A 15,717-nucleotide genomic window follows, 5' to 3' on the forward strand; every position below is an offset into this window, starting at 1 on the left:
CTAATTCTGCTACTATGTCACCAACGAAAACCCATAAAAACATTAATATGTCATTTAAGCAATTAGATTTATGCGCGCCTTTGCTGCTAGCCATTACTGAACAAGGCTATGAGCAGGCAACACCTGTACAAGAACAATCAATTCCAGTGATTTTGCAAGGCCGAGATATTCTTGCCGGTGCGCAAACAGGAACAGGTAAAACAGCGGGTTTTGCTCTGCCAATATTACAACTTTTACATAACCAAGAACGTCCAGCAAAACCACACCCTGTAAGAGCCTTAATTCTAACGCCCACACGTGAATTAGCTATGCAGGTGTATGAAAGCTTTAAAATATATGGCAAACATTTACCTTTATTTTCTGAGGTCATCTTCGGTGGCGTCAGTACCCATGCACAAATTAAACGTCTACAGCAAGGCGCGGATATTTTAGTCGCTACACCGGGTCGTTTATTAGACTTACTCAATCAAAAACAAGTCGATTTATCTCAGGTACAATTTTTTGTTTTAGATGAAGCCGACCGTATGCTAGATATGGGCTTTATTTTAGACATACGCAAGTTGATGAGCGTGTTACCCAAACAACGCCAAAATTTACTATTTTCCGCGACTTACTCACAAGAAATTAAAATCCTAGCAGGACAACTATTAAATGATCCTGTTGAAGTCGCTATCGCCCGAGAAAATGTCGCTGCAGATACAGTCACGCAATCGGTTTATGCCATTAAAAAAGAAAATAAACGTGAGTTAGTCTCTTGGTTAATCGGTCATAATAACTGGCAGCAAGTGTTAATTTTTGTCCGTACTAAACATGGGGCAGATCGTTTAGCCAAACAACTAATAAAAGACGGATTACGTTGCGATGCCCTACATGGCGATAAAAGCCAAGGCGCTAGAAGCCGAGCGCTGGAAAACTTTAAATCAGGAAAAATTAGTGTCTTAATTGCCACGGATATTGCTGCACGCGGCTTAGATATAGACCAATTACCGCATGTGATTAATTTTGACCTACCTGCACAAGCAGAAGATTATGTGCATCGTATAGGACGAACAGGTAGAGCAGGCACAAGCGGTGAAGCAATTTCTTTAGTCGATGCTGAAGAAGCTTATTTATTGGCTGCTGTAGAAAAATTACTCGGTAAGAAAATTCCTAGAGTCGCTGATACGGGCTATGCAACGGTCTCACTCGATGTTATCAATAAGCCCAAAGCTCAGCCACGGCAAAACCAGCGTCAGCACAGAAATAAAAATGGCCAGAAGAAACAAACCGCAAGCACTAGGAATCGTAGACCTAGAAGTAATACCAATAAATAAGCGGTACTCTTTATTCTTCAGTTTACACGTTAAATGGGAGCGACTTTTTAGCCACGATAGTGGCATGAACTATCGCGGCTAAAACCGCTCTCACGAAACACTCTCACTTCTTATGTTAATCATCACTACAAAAATATAGCATGAGCATAGCAATATGAACCCTGTACAACAAAACCACTATGACGTATTAGTTATCGGTGGTGGCCCAGCCGGAACAACGATTGCTAGTTTACTAGCCGAAAAAGGACGTAGCGTTTGTTTATTGGAAAAAGCACATCACCCACGTTTTCATATTGGTGAATCCTTACTGCCAATGAATTTACCTATTTTAAAAAAACTCGGCGTACTCGATCAAGTTGACGCTATTGGTATTAAGAAATACGCCGCTGAGTTCAACTCTACCGACACATTACTAGCACAAGATACGTTCTACTTTGCTAAAGCCACCACCCCTGGCCACCCTTTTGCCTATCAAGTCAGGCGCTCTGAATTTGATGAAATTTTATTTAAAAATTGCAAAAAAAAAGGCGTAGTAGCCATCGAAGGTATGACGGTCATAGGTACTGACCTTAAAGATTCAGTAAAAAAGATTCACGCACAAGATGAACAAGGCAAACGGCATGAGTTTAGTGCTCGTTACCTTATTGACGCATCAGGCCGAGATACTGTTCTAGCACAACAACTCAACAGCAAACATAAGAACCCAAAACATAAAATGGCCGCTATTTACGGTCATTTCAATAATGTTGAACGTAGAACAGGTAAAGATGCGGGCAATATTAGTATTTATTGGTTTAAACATGGCTGGATATGGTTAATCCCATTAAAAGACGGCATAACCAGTATCGGCTGTGTTTGTTGGCCAGATTATTTAAAATCACGCACCATGCCTTTAGCTGAATTTTTACAACAAACTTTAGAGCTTATTCCTGAAGTACGTGAACGCATAAGGCATGCCCAATTAGAAGGCAAAGCACAGGCAACGGGTAATTATTCTTATCAATCCAACACTATGTCGGGCGATGGTTTTTTATTGATCGGTGATGCTTATGCTTTTGTTGATCCTGTGTTTTCTAGCGGCGTTTATCTCGCTATGCAAAGTGCTACGAAAGGCGCAGACTTAGTTGACCAATTACTCGAAAACAATACGCCACACAAGTCTTTAATTAGCCAATTCGAAAGCTCAGTCGCAGAAGAAATCAACGCTTTTTGTTGGTTTATTTATCGCTTTAACAGCCCTGCTTTACATAAATTATTAATGTCCTCCGATGAGGCGGCTCAACACCCTATTAAGCAAAAACTCAAATCAGCGGTTATTTCCGTATTAGCCGGCGATGCTTATAACAATACTAAAATTCGCCTGCCTCTGCGGGCTTTTAAGTTTTTATACCTGATCAATAAGTTAGCTGAATTCAAAAAAAACCATGCATTTAATCACTTTAGAAAGCAGCAGAACCAAACATAATAATCACTTAAAATGGGACATAAAACAGGCGTACGAGCAGTAGCTAAAACTCGTACTCCTATACGGTTATTTTAAGCGTTTTTGTCCAACCTTAAATTTACAGCTACGATAAAATACTAAACCAAACGACTTAAACATAAGATCAACAGAACAACACAAAGGATTCCAAATGCAGGAAATATTGATTGGCGGCAACGAAGAAGCACAAATCATAATGAATGCCGCCATGGGCAACCGCCATGGCATGATTTCAGGTGCTACAGGAACTGGAAAAACAGTAACCTTACAAATTTTAGCAGAAGGATACTCTCGCTTAGGCGTTCCCGTTTTTATGGCTGATATTAAAGGTGATTTATCAGGTATCGCCAAACAAGGCAAAGCACATGAAAAAATTACCGAACGTATAGCAAGTATTAAAATTAATGATTTTCAATTTCGTGCCAATCCTACTGTTTTTTGGGATATTTTCGCCCAAAATGGCCATCCAGTGCGCACCACTATTTCAGACATGGGGCCCTTATTACTGAGTCACCTACTTGAATTAAACGATACGCAATCAGGTATTCTATACAGTTGTTTTAAAATAGCAGATGACCAAGGTATGCTTTTGCTAGACCTTAAAGATTTACGCTCTATGCTCAGCTGGATGGCGGACAATGCCAAAGCACTTAAATCTGATTATGGCAATATTTCCTCAGCTAGTGTCGGTGCTATACAACGCCGTTTATTAGTCTTAGAAGAACAAGGAGCCGATCACTTCTTTGGTGAACCTGCGATACAAATTGATGATTTTTGTCGGACTGATTTCTCAGGTAATGGTGTAATCAGCATTCTCGATGCAACGGATTTAACATCAAAATCTCCACGTTTATATGCTGCTTTTTTATTATGGCTGCTCTCTGACTTATTTGAAACACTCCCTGAAGTGGGCGATGCTGACCGCCCTAAACTTGTGTTATTTTTTGATGAAGCACATTTACTGTTTGATCGTGCTCCTCGTGTACTCATTGATAAAATCGAACAAATTGTGCGCTTGATACGCTCCAAAGGTGTCGGTATTTATTTTATTAGCCAAAGTCCCTTAGATATTCCTGAGGATATTCTGGGCCAGCTAGGACTAAAAATCCAACATGCCTTAAGAGCCTACACGCCCAAAGACCGAAAAACGATTAAAGCAGTGGCTGAAACTTTTCGTAGTAATCCAAAACTCGATACCGAAACCATCATAAAAGAACTCAAGACAGGGGAGGCTTTAGTTTCTATTTTAAATGCAGATGGCAGCCCTACTCCCGTTGAAAGAGTTCTCATTCGCCCACCGGAATCACGTATAGGTGCTTTAAGTGCAATTGAACGCACGGAAACAATAACCAGATCACCTTATAAAGACCGTTACGACCAGAGTATAGACCGGGAATCAGCTTATGAAATGCTTAAACAAAAAGCGGAACAAATGGCCATACAACAAGAAAAGCCAAAGGCTCGGCGCAGTGGAGGCCGTCAATCAGCTGGCGAAGCCTTATTAAAAAGTGCCGCACGTAGCATAGGCAGTCAAATTGGCAGACAGATTATGCGTGGTATTATGGGGTCATTATTTGGTGGTCGGCGCTAGGTTATCGAAAGTAGCCGCTTCATACATGCTCTTTTCCTGGTTTATAGATAATTCAGTTTATAGGTGTACTGACCTAGGGGCGCATCAGCAGCTATTGATGCACTCCGCCCCTCAGCACTCCTATCGGTCCTATTTTTGTAACCAATAGTCAGTTAACAATACTCTCAATAAGGGCACTGTCGACAACTATTACCACAACAGGTGCCACGTTTTAAGTGATACCACTTGCTATAAACGAATTCCCCGTATTCTATGGTGTAGTCAATGTATTCAATCAGCCCATTTTTATTGTTATATTGACTAGCAAGCTCCAACATATTTTCAAGCGGACTCTCTTGTATTGTCAGCTCAATTTTTTCAGCCATCACTTTACTAAGGCAAGTTTTACAGCGACAATCTTGGTCGAATTCTACCGACATAATAGCAGGAAAGCCAAGGCACCAGCATGATTCTCCGTCTTGCGCCGCACCGCAACTAAATGCTGCACCGCAGGCTGAGCATTTTTTATGCATTTAAAATATTCAAGCTATATATTCTAATTATCATTAAACTTATCGGATAGTTAATCCGCCTAAAGCAGTTCCTAATGTATACCCACCACCCGTGCCTACGCCGCCAAAAGCAATATAACCTTTAAATAGCGCTCGAGCATCTCCAGCTCTTGCAAAGCCAGCATGAACATCCATAGAAAAATAAGTTCCATAAATATCCTGAATATCCTTCACCCCAGCGAACTTACCTTTCGCTTGCTCAATATCGAGAACACCAAAAGTCAAGCCACCACCATACTGCGTCAATGAGACATGAGCGCTCTGCCCATTAGTACAAGTGACAATACCCGTTCCTTTGTAGGTTTGATACAAAGCAGACCAGCCACTTAAATTATAGGTAATCGAACAGCTAGTATCTGCTGCAAACACGGAGGTAGGCAGCAAAAAAATGACGCTAAGCACAGAACTTAAAATTACACGTTTCATAGTTAATTACGCTTATTAAATAATTCAATAGATAAATAAAAACCAACTTAAAGTATTTAATACTTTAAGCTGGTTTATGATGCAGATATTTAAAACCTATTACACGATAAAGCCGCATAACAAGCCTCCAACATATAAGCTGAAATTAATTAGCAAATTTGATTTCGATACGACGATTTCTCTGGCGTCCTTCACGTGTATTATTAGGAACAATTGGCTGGCTTTGACCATATCCAATCGCAGTAATACGCTCTGCCGCGATACCTTTACTAACCAAAACATCACGAATAAAATCAGCGCGTCGCTGTGATAATTCCATATTAAGTTCAGCGCTACCTGAATTATCAGTGTGCCCAGAAAGTACAATGGTTTTAGTCGGGTGTGCAATCATGTACTCCGCTAACAAATCAATCCCAGAAACTGCGCCTGGTACTAAATCAGCAGTCCCAGTAACAAATTCAATGTTACCGAATGCCAATAAAATTTCTTCCTCTGCTCTACTTTCCTCCATAGAAACAACACGCTGCTGCATAGTTGCTAATTTATTCTGTGCACGGGCTTTTTTAGCATCAATAGCAGAGACGATAAGCTGCTCTTTTTGCGCCATTAAGTCTTTCGTATGTTGATGTGCTTGCTGAGCCTCTGCTTTAGAGAGTGCAGTCTCAATTTGCGCATTGGCTATATAAGCTAAAGAAGCCATATCTTCTTTATTTTCTGATGCTTCTGCACTCATTAATGTCTTTTTTGCTGTATTTAACTCAGGTGTCGCATATTTTAAAACACTGGCGCTATTAGCAGCTTGGCTATAAGCTTTCTCAGCATCCAATAATGATTGTGGCTTTTGCAGCTCCGCACAGCCAGAAGCTAAAGTTGCCAAGATTGCTGGAATAAGCAATTTTTTTACCGTTAATATTTTCATAGGTTCAGTCCAAAGTAATAGATTCAAGTCAGAGTGGCTTATTTTAGCTGCGTTTTCAGCATTTCAAGGCTTTTTTGCATATCAGTCTCAGAACTCCGCGCAATTCCTGCTAGTGCTTTTGCTTGAGCAAGGTTGGCATCCGCAATAGCCTCATTTGCTAAGCGTAAAGCTGTCGCATTATCACCACCTTTCATTTCTTCTTTAGCTTTCTGTAATTTACTTGCTGCACTCTCTAATTGAGCACCTGCATTGCCCTCCAAGTCGGTATTTCGAGCTGATTGTAGCGCAGCTTCTGCATAAGCAATTTCAGTTTTAGGGGCAGCAATACCGCATGCGCTTAAAATAGAAACAGAAACACCTAAAGTGGCCGCTTTAAGCAGTATCACGGTACTTTTTTTTGTGAACATAATCTCACTCTCCAAATTAATTAAAAATTAAGGATAAATATAGTGTAAAAGCTTTCAATTCTATCCGAATTTTATAGAATCGCCAAACACTTACCCTCAGTCAATTCTTAATACCGACCCCTTTCGCCAATAAAATTAAGCAAAAAACAATCAGTAATACAATAAAACCAACCGTCATCATCACGGCCAGATAAACATCTACATCGGATACACCAATTAAGCCATAACGAAAAGCATTAATCATATATAGAATAGGATTAACCATCGCTATTTTTTGCCAAATATCAGGTAACATTGAAACTGAATAAAAAACACCACCTAAATAACTTAGTGGTGTTAATACAAAATTAGGAATAATAGCAATATCATCAAAACTATCAGCAAAAATTGCATTAATAAACCCAGCCAAAGAAAATAAAGTCGCAGTTAAGACAAACACACTGACAGCGACCCACCAGTTGACCACTGTAATCTCTGTAAACATTAGGGAGATTGCAGTCACTACACAGCCCACTAATACCCCTCGTGCTATTCCGCCACCAATATAGCCTGCCAGAATAACCCAATTGGAAACTGGGGCAACCAACAGTTCCTCAATATGCCGCTGAAATTTTGTCGAATAAAAAGACGAGACGACATTAGAGTATGAATGACTAATGACCGACATTAAAATCACACCAGGAACAATATAATTCATATAGCTTACACCATTAACCACACCAATACGCTCACCTATTAACTTACCAAAAATCAAAAAATATAAGGACGTAGTGATCGCAGGAGGCAATAAAGTTTGTGGCCAAATGCGTGCAAAACGACGTATTTCTTTGAATAAAAGTGTTCTTAAAGCAACTGAATTGTTCATGAAATAATCGTTTCACCTTTCGCTAATTTAGGCAAACGTCCTTCCAAGCCCATCGCTCCACGCATTACTTTGTTTTTTAATGGGGTAATACGCTCAGCTAAGCCTAAGCCTAAGTTTCTGAAAATTTTAACGGGTAGTACCTTATTGCTAAAGACACGATAAAATAAATCCATTACCGTCATCATTTTTAAATTTTCATTACGGCGCAAGCGCTCGTAGCGTTTCAGCACAGCTAAATCAGCAATATTTTTTCCTTTATCATTCGCCTCAAGTAAAACTTCAGCCAGCATTGCCGCATCTAATAAACCTATATTGACACCTTGCCCCGCTAAAGGGTTAATCATATGCGCCGCATCACCTACTAAAGCGACACCTTGCCTGACATATTCTTGTGCATGTTGCCGTTTTAATGGAAAACTCGCAACACCTAGGATTTTATTGATTTTTCCTAAACACTCAGGAAAAGTCACCGTTAATTCAGCCAGTAAATCTGCTTCTGGCAAAGCTTTCAAACGCTGCACATCATCTGGCGTGTTATACCAAACAATAGAGCCATAATGCCCTGCTAAAGGTAAGAAAGCCTGAGGTCCCGTAGGCACAAAACGCTGCCAAGTAATATCTTGCTGCTCATAATCAGTTTCCACATTAATCACCATTGCATGCTGCTGGTAATCCCAACTCGTCACACCTAAGCCGACAGTTTGTCTCACACGAGATTGCCCGCCATCTGCACCCACCATCACTTTCGCTGAAAGGCTGCGGCCATCGTCTAGTTCAACACTGCCCTTACCGGCTGCATAATGAATTCTTTTGATACTTGCTGGACACAATAATTGTACATTGGAAAATTCTTTTGCTCTGTGCAATAAAGCCAGTTGCGTGACTCGATTTTCAACAATATACCCCAGTGCGTCATAACCAATCGCATCACTATTAAATTCGGTATCACCCGCTGTTTCCCAGACGCGCATGCGTTTAAAAGGGCAACTGCGCATATTAATCACAGTCTTCCATGCACCCACTGATTCTAAAATTGTTTTAGAGGCAATGCTAAGTGCAGAAACGCGCATGTCATAGGGCTGTTCAGCTAAAAATGCTTCAGGCATAGACTGCTCGACCAACCCGACTTTTAGCTCACTCCCCCCTAAAGCACAAGCAACTGTCGCTCCCACCATGCCGCCACCAACAATCAAAACATCAAATTCTTCATTCATATAATTCTTCCCAAGCAAGCAACTGATTTATTTATTATACCATTGCGTAATTTGTAGATTTATCGCGCGCTAGTTATATACCCTTAGTGTAATGGTAATGATGCTCAGTGGCACAACATTTAGAGTTGAGTGTTATCTCTTGTGTTTACTAAGCTTTTATATAAGGTGTTGGATCAGCTATACCTGCTTGCTCAAAACCTATTTTCCTTAAGCGACAAGCATCACATTTACCACAGGCAAAACCTTCAGGACTTGATGCATAACAAGAAACTGTTTTAGCATAATCAACACCAAGCTGAGTCCCTTGTTGAATAATGTCGCCTTTACTCATATTAATAAGGGGCGCATGAACTTTAATTTCATGCCCTTCAACACCTGCCTTAGTCGCTAAATTAGCTAGTGCTTGAAATGCCTCGATAAATTTTGGACGACAGTCAGGATAACCTGAATAATCCACGGCATTCACACCAATAAAAATATCATGTGCATCAATCACTTCTGCCCAACCTAGTGCAAAGGAAAGAAAAATTGTATTTCTAGCGGGTACATAAGTTACCGGAATACCTTCTTGCGGTGTAATGGGGACAGTCAAGGCCGCATCTGTTAAGGCCGAACCACTAATTGAACCTAAACCTAAAGTAATCACTTTATGCTCCAGTACTTGATAGTGCTGCGCTATTCTCTGTGCAGATGCTAGCTCTGCATTATGTTTTTGACCATAATCAAAACTCAATGCATAAATAGAATAACCTTGCTGTTTAGCCATCGCTAAGACGGTCACCGAATCCAAACCACCGGATAATAAAATAATTGCTTTTTTTGTCATATAACTCAAAATAATAAATTGTTTCTATCCACCTTATTATACTGATATGGGCTTAGTAGAGGGAATGAATTAAGCGTATAATGCGGTCATTATGCAAATAGATCTCGATATAACTTATGAAAGAAACAGACGTTTTACGCCGCTTTTTATTTGATGACTTAGCCGTACGTGGTGAATGGTTAAACTTAACCGCAAGCTGGCAAGCGGCAAAACAACACCACCAATACCCTGAAGCAGCCATGCAAAAATTAGGTGAAGCACTCGCTGCTGCCGCCTTACTTTCGGCTACCATTAAATTTGGTGGTACGCTTATTTTACAGGTACAAGGCGAGGGTATAATAAAATCTATGGTCGCACAAAGCACCAATAATCATGAAATTCGCGGTTGGATTCGTTGTGCAGACACGGTACCTGACGACAGTTTACAGAACCTCTTAGGCGAAGGTTATATTGCACTGACTATTGAGCCTAAAGAAGGCGAACCTTACCAAGGCATTGTACCACTAACAGGCGAACACCTTGCTGGTGCAGTTGAAAACTACTTCGCGCAATCAGAACAATTAAAAACACGTCTCTGGTTATGCGCTAATGAGCACCAAGCTGCTGGTTTTTTAATCCAAGAACTGCCTTCTGAAAAAGGTGAACAAGACCAGGAAGACTGGGCGCGTATTGAGGCTTTAAGCAACACGATCTCAGAAGAGGAATTATTAACGCTTTCTTGCGAAGACATGCTACATCGCCTATTCCACGAGGAACAAGTGCGTTTATTTGCACCAGAAGCCGTCAGTTTTAAATGTCATTGCTCACCCGAGCAAGTCGAATCGACTTTGCTTTCTTTAGGCCGTGAGGCAGTTAATGAGCTATTAGTCGAGCAAGATACGATTGTTGCCGATTGTGAATTTTGCAGTGCAAAATATAGTTTTAACAAGGCCGATGTAGAAAGGATTTTTGCCCAAAATCCTGTTATAAAAGGCTCAGAAACAAAACATTAAGGAATGTCTGTGGGAGGGACTGTTAGCCGCAAGTGTCATACAAGTCGCGACTAAAAGCCCCTGCCACATTTGCATCCAAATCTTATTACTCACTTGGAAGCAGTGTATAAGCCATCATCAGCGCATCTTCGCGCTCGCCATTTTCTGTTTTATAATAACCCGGACGCATACCAATTTCGTTAAAACCTAGGCTTTCATACAAAGCGACAGCCGCTGTATTTGATGGGCGTACTTCTAAAAACACACTTTCCGCTTTTCTATCTTGTGCAGTTTCAATAATATGGCGCATAAATTTTCCCCCTAACCCTTGCTTGCGCTCATCAGGAGAAATACACAAATTAAGCACAGTGGCCTCGCCCACTGCGGTGGAAACAATGCAAAAAGCAACCATTTTATTTTCTGCATCTTCACACACCCAGCAATCATAATGAGCCGCCTTTAAGCAGTCATGAAATACCCCCTCTGCCCAAGGATAATTATATCCAGCACGCTCTATTTCCAACACCTCAGGCAAGTCAGTCTTGGACATTTTACGAAAACGCATAAGATCCACTCTATTTAGTGTATCAGGAAATACTTTGGCATAAAATTCACGATCGGCATCATAAGTTACAAGGCCTTTTACTATATTAAACACACGCTTTATCATTATTACTTTTGTTATTATTGTTTGGAAAAAAAACTTAAAGCCCGCTGCATATCTTGCCATGCCTCACGTTTCTTCGTCAGACTACGTAACAAATAAGCGGGATGGTACATCACAACTAATGGAATACCTGAGAATTCATAGCTTGTTTCACGTAACTCACCCAAGCTTGCTTTACTCTGCAATAATTGGTGTGCAGCAATACGCCCTACAGCAATAATTATCTTAGGTTGGACTAAGCTGATCTGTCGCGCCAGGAACGGTGCGCAAGCATTTAATTCAGCTACTTTTGGATCATGATCGTCAACTGGCCTGCATTTTACAATATGAGTCATAAATATCTCATCCCTGTTTAATTGTATAGCACGGAGCATTTCAATAAATAACTCACTCGTATTATCAGCAAAAGGCTCTCCCTGCTGCTCATCCTCCAAACTAGGTGCTTCAGTTACCCAAAACCAATCCGCCTGCTGATTACCTGAGCCGATAACAACTTGTTGCCGCGTGTGACTAAGAGCACATAGCTGGCAAGCTTGCATTTCTGCATTTAAGACCTCCCAGCTATCCTCTTGCGCTGCAGCACCTTCATCAACATAACGAGGCACCCAAACATCAATACCCATAGCCGCTAAATACTGTAATCGCGTTGTATTATCCATAAAAGATTGGCACTTATTATGTAACAGTCCGCAGACCCTTATAAAAATGGGGGTACATAAATAAGTTACTCCAAATTACATTAAACCTGCGGATGCTTCTTAACGCCCTTATCCTCTAGCTTATTTAAAGCACTAATATAAGCTTTTGCAGATGCAATCACAATATCGGTATCAGCACCCAAACCATTAACAACACGCCCACCCTTAGCTAACCTGATGGTGACATCCCCTTGAGCATCAGTGCCATTAGTAATATTATTAACCGAATAAAGCTCCAGTACTGCTCCCGACTGAACAATAGACTCGATAGCTTTCAAGCTTGCATCGACAGCTCCGCTGCCTGCCGCACCCCCTGTTAACTCATTCTTATCCACATTAACAGTAACTGATGCTTGAGGTGTTTCGCCTGTTTCTGAACATACTTTTAAGGCAATTAACTTAAAATGATCTTCAGCGTCAGCACTTACCTCGGTAATTAAGGCTTGTAAATCTTCATCAAAAATTTCATGCTTTTTATCGGCTAATTGCTTAAAACGATAAAACGCATCATTTAATTCTGATTCAGTATGAAATTCAAAACCTAGTTCAGTCATCCGACTCTTAAACGCATTACGTCCTGAGTGCTTACCTAAAACCATACGATTAGCGGACCAGCCTACATCTTCAGCACGCATAATTTCATAAGTTTCACGATTCTTTAATACACCATCTTGATGTATACCCGACTCATGCGCAAAAGCATTCGCGCCAACAATAGCTTTGTTTGGCTGTACAGGAAATCCAGTAATACTAGACACCAATTTTGAACAGGTCAAAATTTCACGAGTATCTAAGCGAGTTTCACAGTTAAAAGCATCATGACGTGTTTTAATCGCCATCACCACCTCCTCCAACGAGGCATTACCCGCACGCTCACCCAAGCCATTAATCGTACATTCAACTTGACGCGCACCATTCATTACCGCAGATAAAGAATTGGCAACTGCCATACCTAAATCATTGTGACAATGCACAGAAAAAATCGCTTTATCTGCATTAGGAATACGCTGCATTAAACTCGCAATCGTCGCACCAAATTCAGAAGGAATACTATAACCCACCGTATCAGGGATATTTAAAGTGCTCGCTCCCGCATCAATCACAGCCTCTAAAATACGACATAAAAAATCCTCATCAGAGCGTCCTGCATCTTCAGCAGAGAACTCGACATCATCAGTATATTGCCGCGCACGCTTAACTGCACGCACCGCATATTCAATAACCTGCTCAGGCTCCATTTTTAACTTCATCTGCATATGGATAGGAGATGTTGCAATGAAGGTATGAATACGCGAACGTTCCGCGCCTTTTAAAGCCTCACCTGCACGATCAATATCCCTATCTAACGCACGCGCAAGACCACATACAGTACTGTTCTTTACTGTTTCAGCAACGGCTTGCACCGCAGTAAAATCACCCTCACTCGCGGCAGGAAACCCTGCTTCAATAATATCGACTTTCAAGCGCTCTAGGGCACGAGAAATTCTTACTTTTTCATCACGCGTCATTGACGCACCAGGGCTTTGCTCACCATCACGCAAAGTAGTATCAAAAATGATTAATTTATCTTTCATAACAAGTTCCATTCATGGAAGCCACTGACCTTATAGGTCAACGGTATAAAATTGAAGAAATGCAAAAATTAGAAAATATAAGAGGAATATGCCCACTAGGGCAGATTGTTTATCTGCACGCCTACCGAGACACAAACAAAGTGATTACTGAGTACCCCTGTATGCTTTAAAACTATTATAGAGTTCATAATATAACCTTTTAAAGCGATTACGGCTGATTGCGACGCGATTGCTGGCGCTTACGACGCATTAAGACAATCGTAACAATAGGGCCTGACAAAGCATAAGCAAAGAAAAACAAACATAAAATAGTCGCAGGATTAGACAAGGTAATAGCAAAACCTAACATTACAAAAATCATCACCACAAAAGGTACTTTTCCTTTAAAGTTAATATCTTTAAAGCTATGGTAACGAAAGTTACTGACCATTAATAAACCTGTCGTAACCGTTAAAATAAGTACGAGCCAAGGTAAATTTTCCGCACCGTATTGATATTTTTCACTGACCCAGACGAAACCCGCCAAAAGAGAAGCGGCAGCAGGACTGGGTAAGCCTTGGAAATAATTTTTATCTTGCGTCGCAAGTTGCGTATTAAAACGCGCTAAGCGTAAAGCGCCGCCCGCTAAGTGCACAAAAGCACCAATTAAACCTACTTGCCCTAAAGAGGATAAGGACCATAAATACATGACAATAGCAGGTGCTGCGCCAAAAGAAATCATATCTGCCATGCTATCGTATTCGGCACCAAAGTCACTTTGAGTATTGGTCATCCTTGCGACACGGCCATCCAAGCCATCGAGTACCAAAGACACAAAAATCAAGATAGCAGCAGTTTCATAGCGGCCACTAATCGCGGAAGCAATCGCATAAAAGCCTGAAAACAATGCCGCAGTAGTAAATAAATTAGGCAATAAGTAAATGCCACGACTACGTACTTTTGAGCTGTTCTGATTCGGATGAGTCATGAGTAATATCAATATAAAGCGCTAAAATTAAATGTTGTCTATTGTATAGTATTTACAGCGCCTCTAAAAAGAAAAACCTAGGATGCCAATCAGATATTTTATTTAAGACATTTCCATGTAAAAATACCAAGCAATATGGACAATATACAACATGGCATCAGCCCGCATACAGTCAATTTATCGCGCCACGCTCTTAAACAGATGCTTCGCGTCATACATGACTTACAAGAGCTCAGCGAAAACCCTTACTACCCTAACAAACTGCCTAAACTGGCTAACTCAGCTCAAATTAAGGTACAAAATTATTCAGTATTAATGGGCTATGATTTTCATACCACTGAAAATCAAGAGGTCAAATTAATTGAGGTCAATACTAATGCTGGCGGTTTATGGTTTGCTTGTGGCATTGAAGACCCACTTAATCAAGCGCTTCCTGATAAATTAGCCCGACAATTACTCGACACTTTTATTCAAGAATATCAGCTGTTCACTCAAGATTTACAGGCTAGACCTAAGTTGATTGCTATTATTGATCAAGTGCCCGAACAGCAGTTTCTTTATCCAGAAATGCAAGCCTTTGCGCAATTGTTTAAACTAGCAGGGATTGAGTGCGTGATTATTGACCCTAGTGAAATCAATACCAGCAACTCAAAACTCTATTATCAAGAGCAACGCATAGACCTCATTTATAATCGTCATTGTGACTTTTACTTAACAACGCCAGAAATGCAAATCGTTGCGCAAGCATGGCAACGACAGTCCGTGTGCTTAACGCCCAACCCTCGTGTTTATGGTCTATTAGCTGATAAACAACGTATGGCCGACTGGTCACAATCAACACTTTTAAATGATTTACTCAAGCCAAAAGTAGCCCAACGCCTACAACAAGCGATCCCTAAAACACAGCTTTTACATACACTAGACCGAGATACTTTATGGTCTGAGCGTAAAAAATTAGTCTTTAAACCAACGACGAGTTATGCCAGCCGAGGTGTGTATATAGGTGAAAAATTAACCAAAGGTAAATTTAATGGTTTCGACCCGCAGACAACATTAGTGCAAGAACGCATTAAACCCTCTATTATCAGAACAAACGACGGCACACAATTTAAAGTCGATTTTCGGCTGTTTGTTTATCGACATACGGTTCTCACCGCTTGCGCCCGAATTTATCAAGGCCAAGTAACCAATTTACGCACCCCTAATGGTGGCTTTAGCCAGCTTAAATTAAGCAATTTAATATAA

At 40.7% G+C, this 15,717-nt stretch carries 16 protein-coding genes; 5 read left to right on the forward strand and 11 right to left on the reverse strand.

Features of this window, described 5'->3' with window-relative positions; genetic code table 11:
- The first annotated feature begins 47 nt into the window (after window positions 1-47).
- The 3 genes from BQ7314_RS00595 (at window position 48) to BQ7314_RS00605 (ending at window position 4,387) form a co-directional block, all read left to right on the forward strand.
- Window positions 48-1,313 carry a DEAD/DEAH box helicase gene (locus BQ7314_RS00595; protein ID WP_174481820.1) on the forward strand — a complete coding sequence of 422 codons (1,266 nt, stop codon included), beginning with the start codon at window positions 48-50 and terminating at the stop codon, window positions 1,311-1,313.
- Window positions 1,314-1,467: 154 nt separating this feature from the next.
- Window positions 1,468-2,778, forward strand: a complete 1,311-nt coding sequence (locus tag BQ7314_RS00600; protein WP_174481769.1) for an NAD(P)/FAD-dependent oxidoreductase — start codon at window positions 1,468-1,470, stop codon at window positions 2,776-2,778.
- A gap of 169 nt (window positions 2,779-2,947) precedes the next feature.
- Window positions 2,948-4,387 carry a helicase HerA-like domain-containing protein gene (locus BQ7314_RS00605; RefSeq protein ID WP_174481770.1) on the forward strand — a complete coding sequence of 480 codons (1,440 nt, stop codon included), beginning with the start codon at window positions 2,948-2,950 and terminating at the stop codon, window positions 4,385-4,387.
- A gap of 164 nt (window positions 4,388-4,551) precedes the next feature.
- Here the strand turns inward: BQ7314_RS00605 and BQ7314_RS00610 are convergent, their stop codons facing one another.
- From BQ7314_RS00610 to queC, 7 genes are all read right to left on the reverse strand, one after another.
- On the reverse strand, window positions 4,552-4,899 hold the full coding sequence (locus BQ7314_RS00610; RefSeq protein WP_174481771.1) for a DUF5522 domain-containing protein: 348 nt from the start codon (window positions 4,897-4,899) through the stop codon (window positions 4,552-4,554).
- Window positions 4,900-4,938: 39 nt separating this feature from the next.
- Window positions 4,939-5,364, reverse strand: a complete 426-nt coding sequence (locus tag BQ7314_RS00615) for a hypothetical protein (protein ID WP_174481772.1) — start codon at window positions 5,362-5,364, stop codon at window positions 4,939-4,941.
- Window positions 5,365-5,509: 145 nt separating this feature from the next.
- The gene (locus tag BQ7314_RS00620) at window positions 5,510-6,283 is read right to left on the reverse strand and encodes an OmpA family protein (protein ID WP_174481773.1); all 774 of its coding nucleotides are present in this window, start codon (window positions 6,281-6,283) and stop codon (window positions 5,510-5,512) included.
- A 38-nt stretch (window positions 6,284-6,321) separates the two neighbouring features.
- Window positions 6,322-6,690, reverse strand: coding sequence for a DUF4398 domain-containing protein (locus tag BQ7314_RS00625; RefSeq protein WP_174481774.1), 369 nt, complete (start codon window positions 6,688-6,690; stop codon window positions 6,322-6,324).
- A gap of 100 nt (window positions 6,691-6,790) precedes the next feature.
- On the reverse strand, window positions 6,791-7,555 hold the full coding sequence (locus BQ7314_RS00630; RefSeq protein WP_174481775.1) for an ABC transporter permease: 765 nt from the start codon (window positions 7,553-7,555) through the stop codon (window positions 6,791-6,793).
- Window positions 7,552-8,769, reverse strand: a complete 1,218-nt coding sequence (locus BQ7314_RS00635; RefSeq protein ID WP_174481776.1) for an FAD-dependent monooxygenase — start codon at window positions 8,767-8,769, stop codon at window positions 7,552-7,554. Before BQ7314_RS00635 ends, BQ7314_RS00630 begins: the two co-directional genes overlap by 4 nt.
- A gap of 148 nt (window positions 8,770-8,917) precedes the next feature.
- The gene (gene queC / locus BQ7314_RS00640; RefSeq protein WP_174481777.1) at window positions 8,918-9,595 is read right to left on the reverse strand and encodes a 7-cyano-7-deazaguanine synthase QueC; all 678 of its coding nucleotides are present in this window, start codon (window positions 9,593-9,595) and stop codon (window positions 8,918-8,920) included.
- A gap of 116 nt (window positions 9,596-9,711) precedes the next feature.
- Here queC and hslO point away from each other — a divergent pair, with 116 nt between their 5' ends.
- Window positions 9,712-10,587: an Hsp33 family molecular chaperone HslO gene (gene hslO / locus BQ7314_RS00645; RefSeq protein ID WP_174481778.1), complete on the forward strand. Its 876-nt coding sequence runs from the start codon at window positions 9,712-9,714 to the stop codon at window positions 10,585-10,587.
- Between the two features lie 85 nt (window positions 10,588-10,672).
- Here the strand turns inward: hslO and rimI are convergent, their stop codons facing one another.
- From rimI to pssA, 4 genes are all read right to left on the reverse strand, one after another.
- A complete protein-coding gene (rimI, locus tag BQ7314_RS00650; protein WP_090715243.1) occupies window positions 10,673-11,236 on the reverse strand; it encodes a ribosomal protein S18-alanine N-acetyltransferase in 564 nt (187 codons plus the stop codon).
- A 14-nt stretch (window positions 11,237-11,250) separates the two neighbouring features.
- Entirely contained in the window at window positions 11,251-11,892 is a 642-nt protein-coding gene (locus tag BQ7314_RS00655) for a uracil-DNA glycosylase (RefSeq protein WP_174481779.1), read from the reverse strand.
- 80 nt (window positions 11,893-11,972) lie between these two features.
- Window positions 11,973-13,505: a 2-isopropylmalate synthase gene (locus BQ7314_RS00660; RefSeq protein ID WP_174481780.1), complete on the reverse strand. Its 1,533-nt coding sequence runs from the start codon at window positions 13,503-13,505 to the stop codon at window positions 11,973-11,975.
- Window positions 13,506-13,713: 208 nt separating this feature from the next.
- Entirely contained in the window at window positions 13,714-14,472 is a 759-nt protein-coding gene (pssA, locus tag BQ7314_RS00665) for a CDP-diacylglycerol--serine O-phosphatidyltransferase (RefSeq protein WP_174481781.1), read from the reverse strand.
- A gap of 135 nt (window positions 14,473-14,607) precedes the next feature.
- Between pssA and BQ7314_RS00670 the strand changes: the two genes are divergently transcribed.
- Window positions 14,608-15,717, forward strand: a complete 1,110-nt coding sequence (locus BQ7314_RS00670; RefSeq protein ID WP_174481782.1) for an ATP-grasp domain-containing protein — start codon at window positions 14,608-14,610, stop codon at window positions 15,715-15,717.

Origin of the sequence: methanotrophic endosymbiont of Bathymodiolus puteoserpentis (Logatchev) (assembly GCF_900128525.1) — a bacterium.
Taxonomy (GTDB): Bacteria; Pseudomonadota; Gammaproteobacteria; order Methylococcales; family Methylomonadaceae; genus Methyloprofundus.

What these genes read in the sequence shown, in the direction of transcription:
- BQ7314_RS00595 (WP_174481820.1), top strand. Translation starts at nt 48, where the DNA reads ATGTCATTTAAGCAATTAGATTTATGCGCGCCTTTGCTGCTAGCCATT.
- BQ7314_RS00600 (WP_174481769.1), top strand. Translation starts at nt 1,468, where the DNA reads ATGAACCCTGTACAACAAAACCACTATGACGTATTAGTTATCGGTGGT.
- BQ7314_RS00605 (WP_174481770.1), top strand. Translation starts at nt 2,948, where the DNA reads ATGCAGGAAATATTGATTGGCGGCAACGAAGAAGCACAAATCATAATG.
- BQ7314_RS00610 (WP_174481771.1), bottom strand. Translation starts at nt 4,899, where the DNA reads ATGCATAAAAAATGCTCAGCCTGCGGTGCAGCATTTAGTTGCGGTGCG.
- BQ7314_RS00615 (WP_174481772.1), bottom strand. Translation starts at nt 5,364, where the DNA reads ATGAAACGTGTAATTTTAAGTTCTGTGCTTAGCGTCATTTTTTTGCTG.
- BQ7314_RS00620 (WP_174481773.1), bottom strand. Translation starts at nt 6,283, where the DNA reads ATGAAAATATTAACGGTAAAAAAATTGCTTATTCCAGCAATCTTGGCA.
- BQ7314_RS00625 (WP_174481774.1), bottom strand. Translation starts at nt 6,690, where the DNA reads ATGTTCACAAAAAAAAGTACCGTGATACTGCTTAAAGCGGCCACTTTA.
- BQ7314_RS00630 (WP_174481775.1), bottom strand. Translation starts at nt 7,555, where the DNA reads ATGAACAATTCAGTTGCTTTAAGAACACTTTTATTCAAAGAAATACGT.
- BQ7314_RS00635 (WP_174481776.1), bottom strand. Translation starts at nt 8,769, where the DNA reads ATGAATGAAGAATTTGATGTTTTGATTGTTGGTGGCGGCATGGTGGGA.
- queC (WP_174481777.1), bottom strand. Translation starts at nt 9,595, where the DNA reads ATGACAAAAAAAGCAATTATTTTATTATCCGGTGGTTTGGATTCGGTG.
- hslO (WP_174481778.1), top strand. Translation starts at nt 9,712, where the DNA reads ATGAAAGAAACAGACGTTTTACGCCGCTTTTTATTTGATGACTTAGCC.
- rimI (WP_090715243.1), bottom strand. Translation starts at nt 11,236, where the DNA reads ATGATAAAGCGTGTGTTTAATATAGTAAAAGGCCTTGTAACTTATGAT.
- BQ7314_RS00655 (WP_174481779.1), bottom strand. Translation starts at nt 11,892, where the DNA reads ATGGATAATACAACGCGATTACAGTATTTAGCGGCTATGGGTATTGAT.
- BQ7314_RS00660 (WP_174481780.1), bottom strand. Translation starts at nt 13,505, where the DNA reads ATGAAAGATAAATTAATCATTTTTGATACTACTTTGCGTGATGGTGAG.
- pssA (WP_174481781.1), bottom strand. Translation starts at nt 14,472, where the DNA reads ATGACTCATCCGAATCAGAACAGCTCAAAAGTACGTAGTCGTGGCATT.
- BQ7314_RS00670 (WP_174481782.1), top strand. Translation starts at nt 14,608, where the DNA reads ATGGACAATATACAACATGGCATCAGCCCGCATACAGTCAATTTATCG.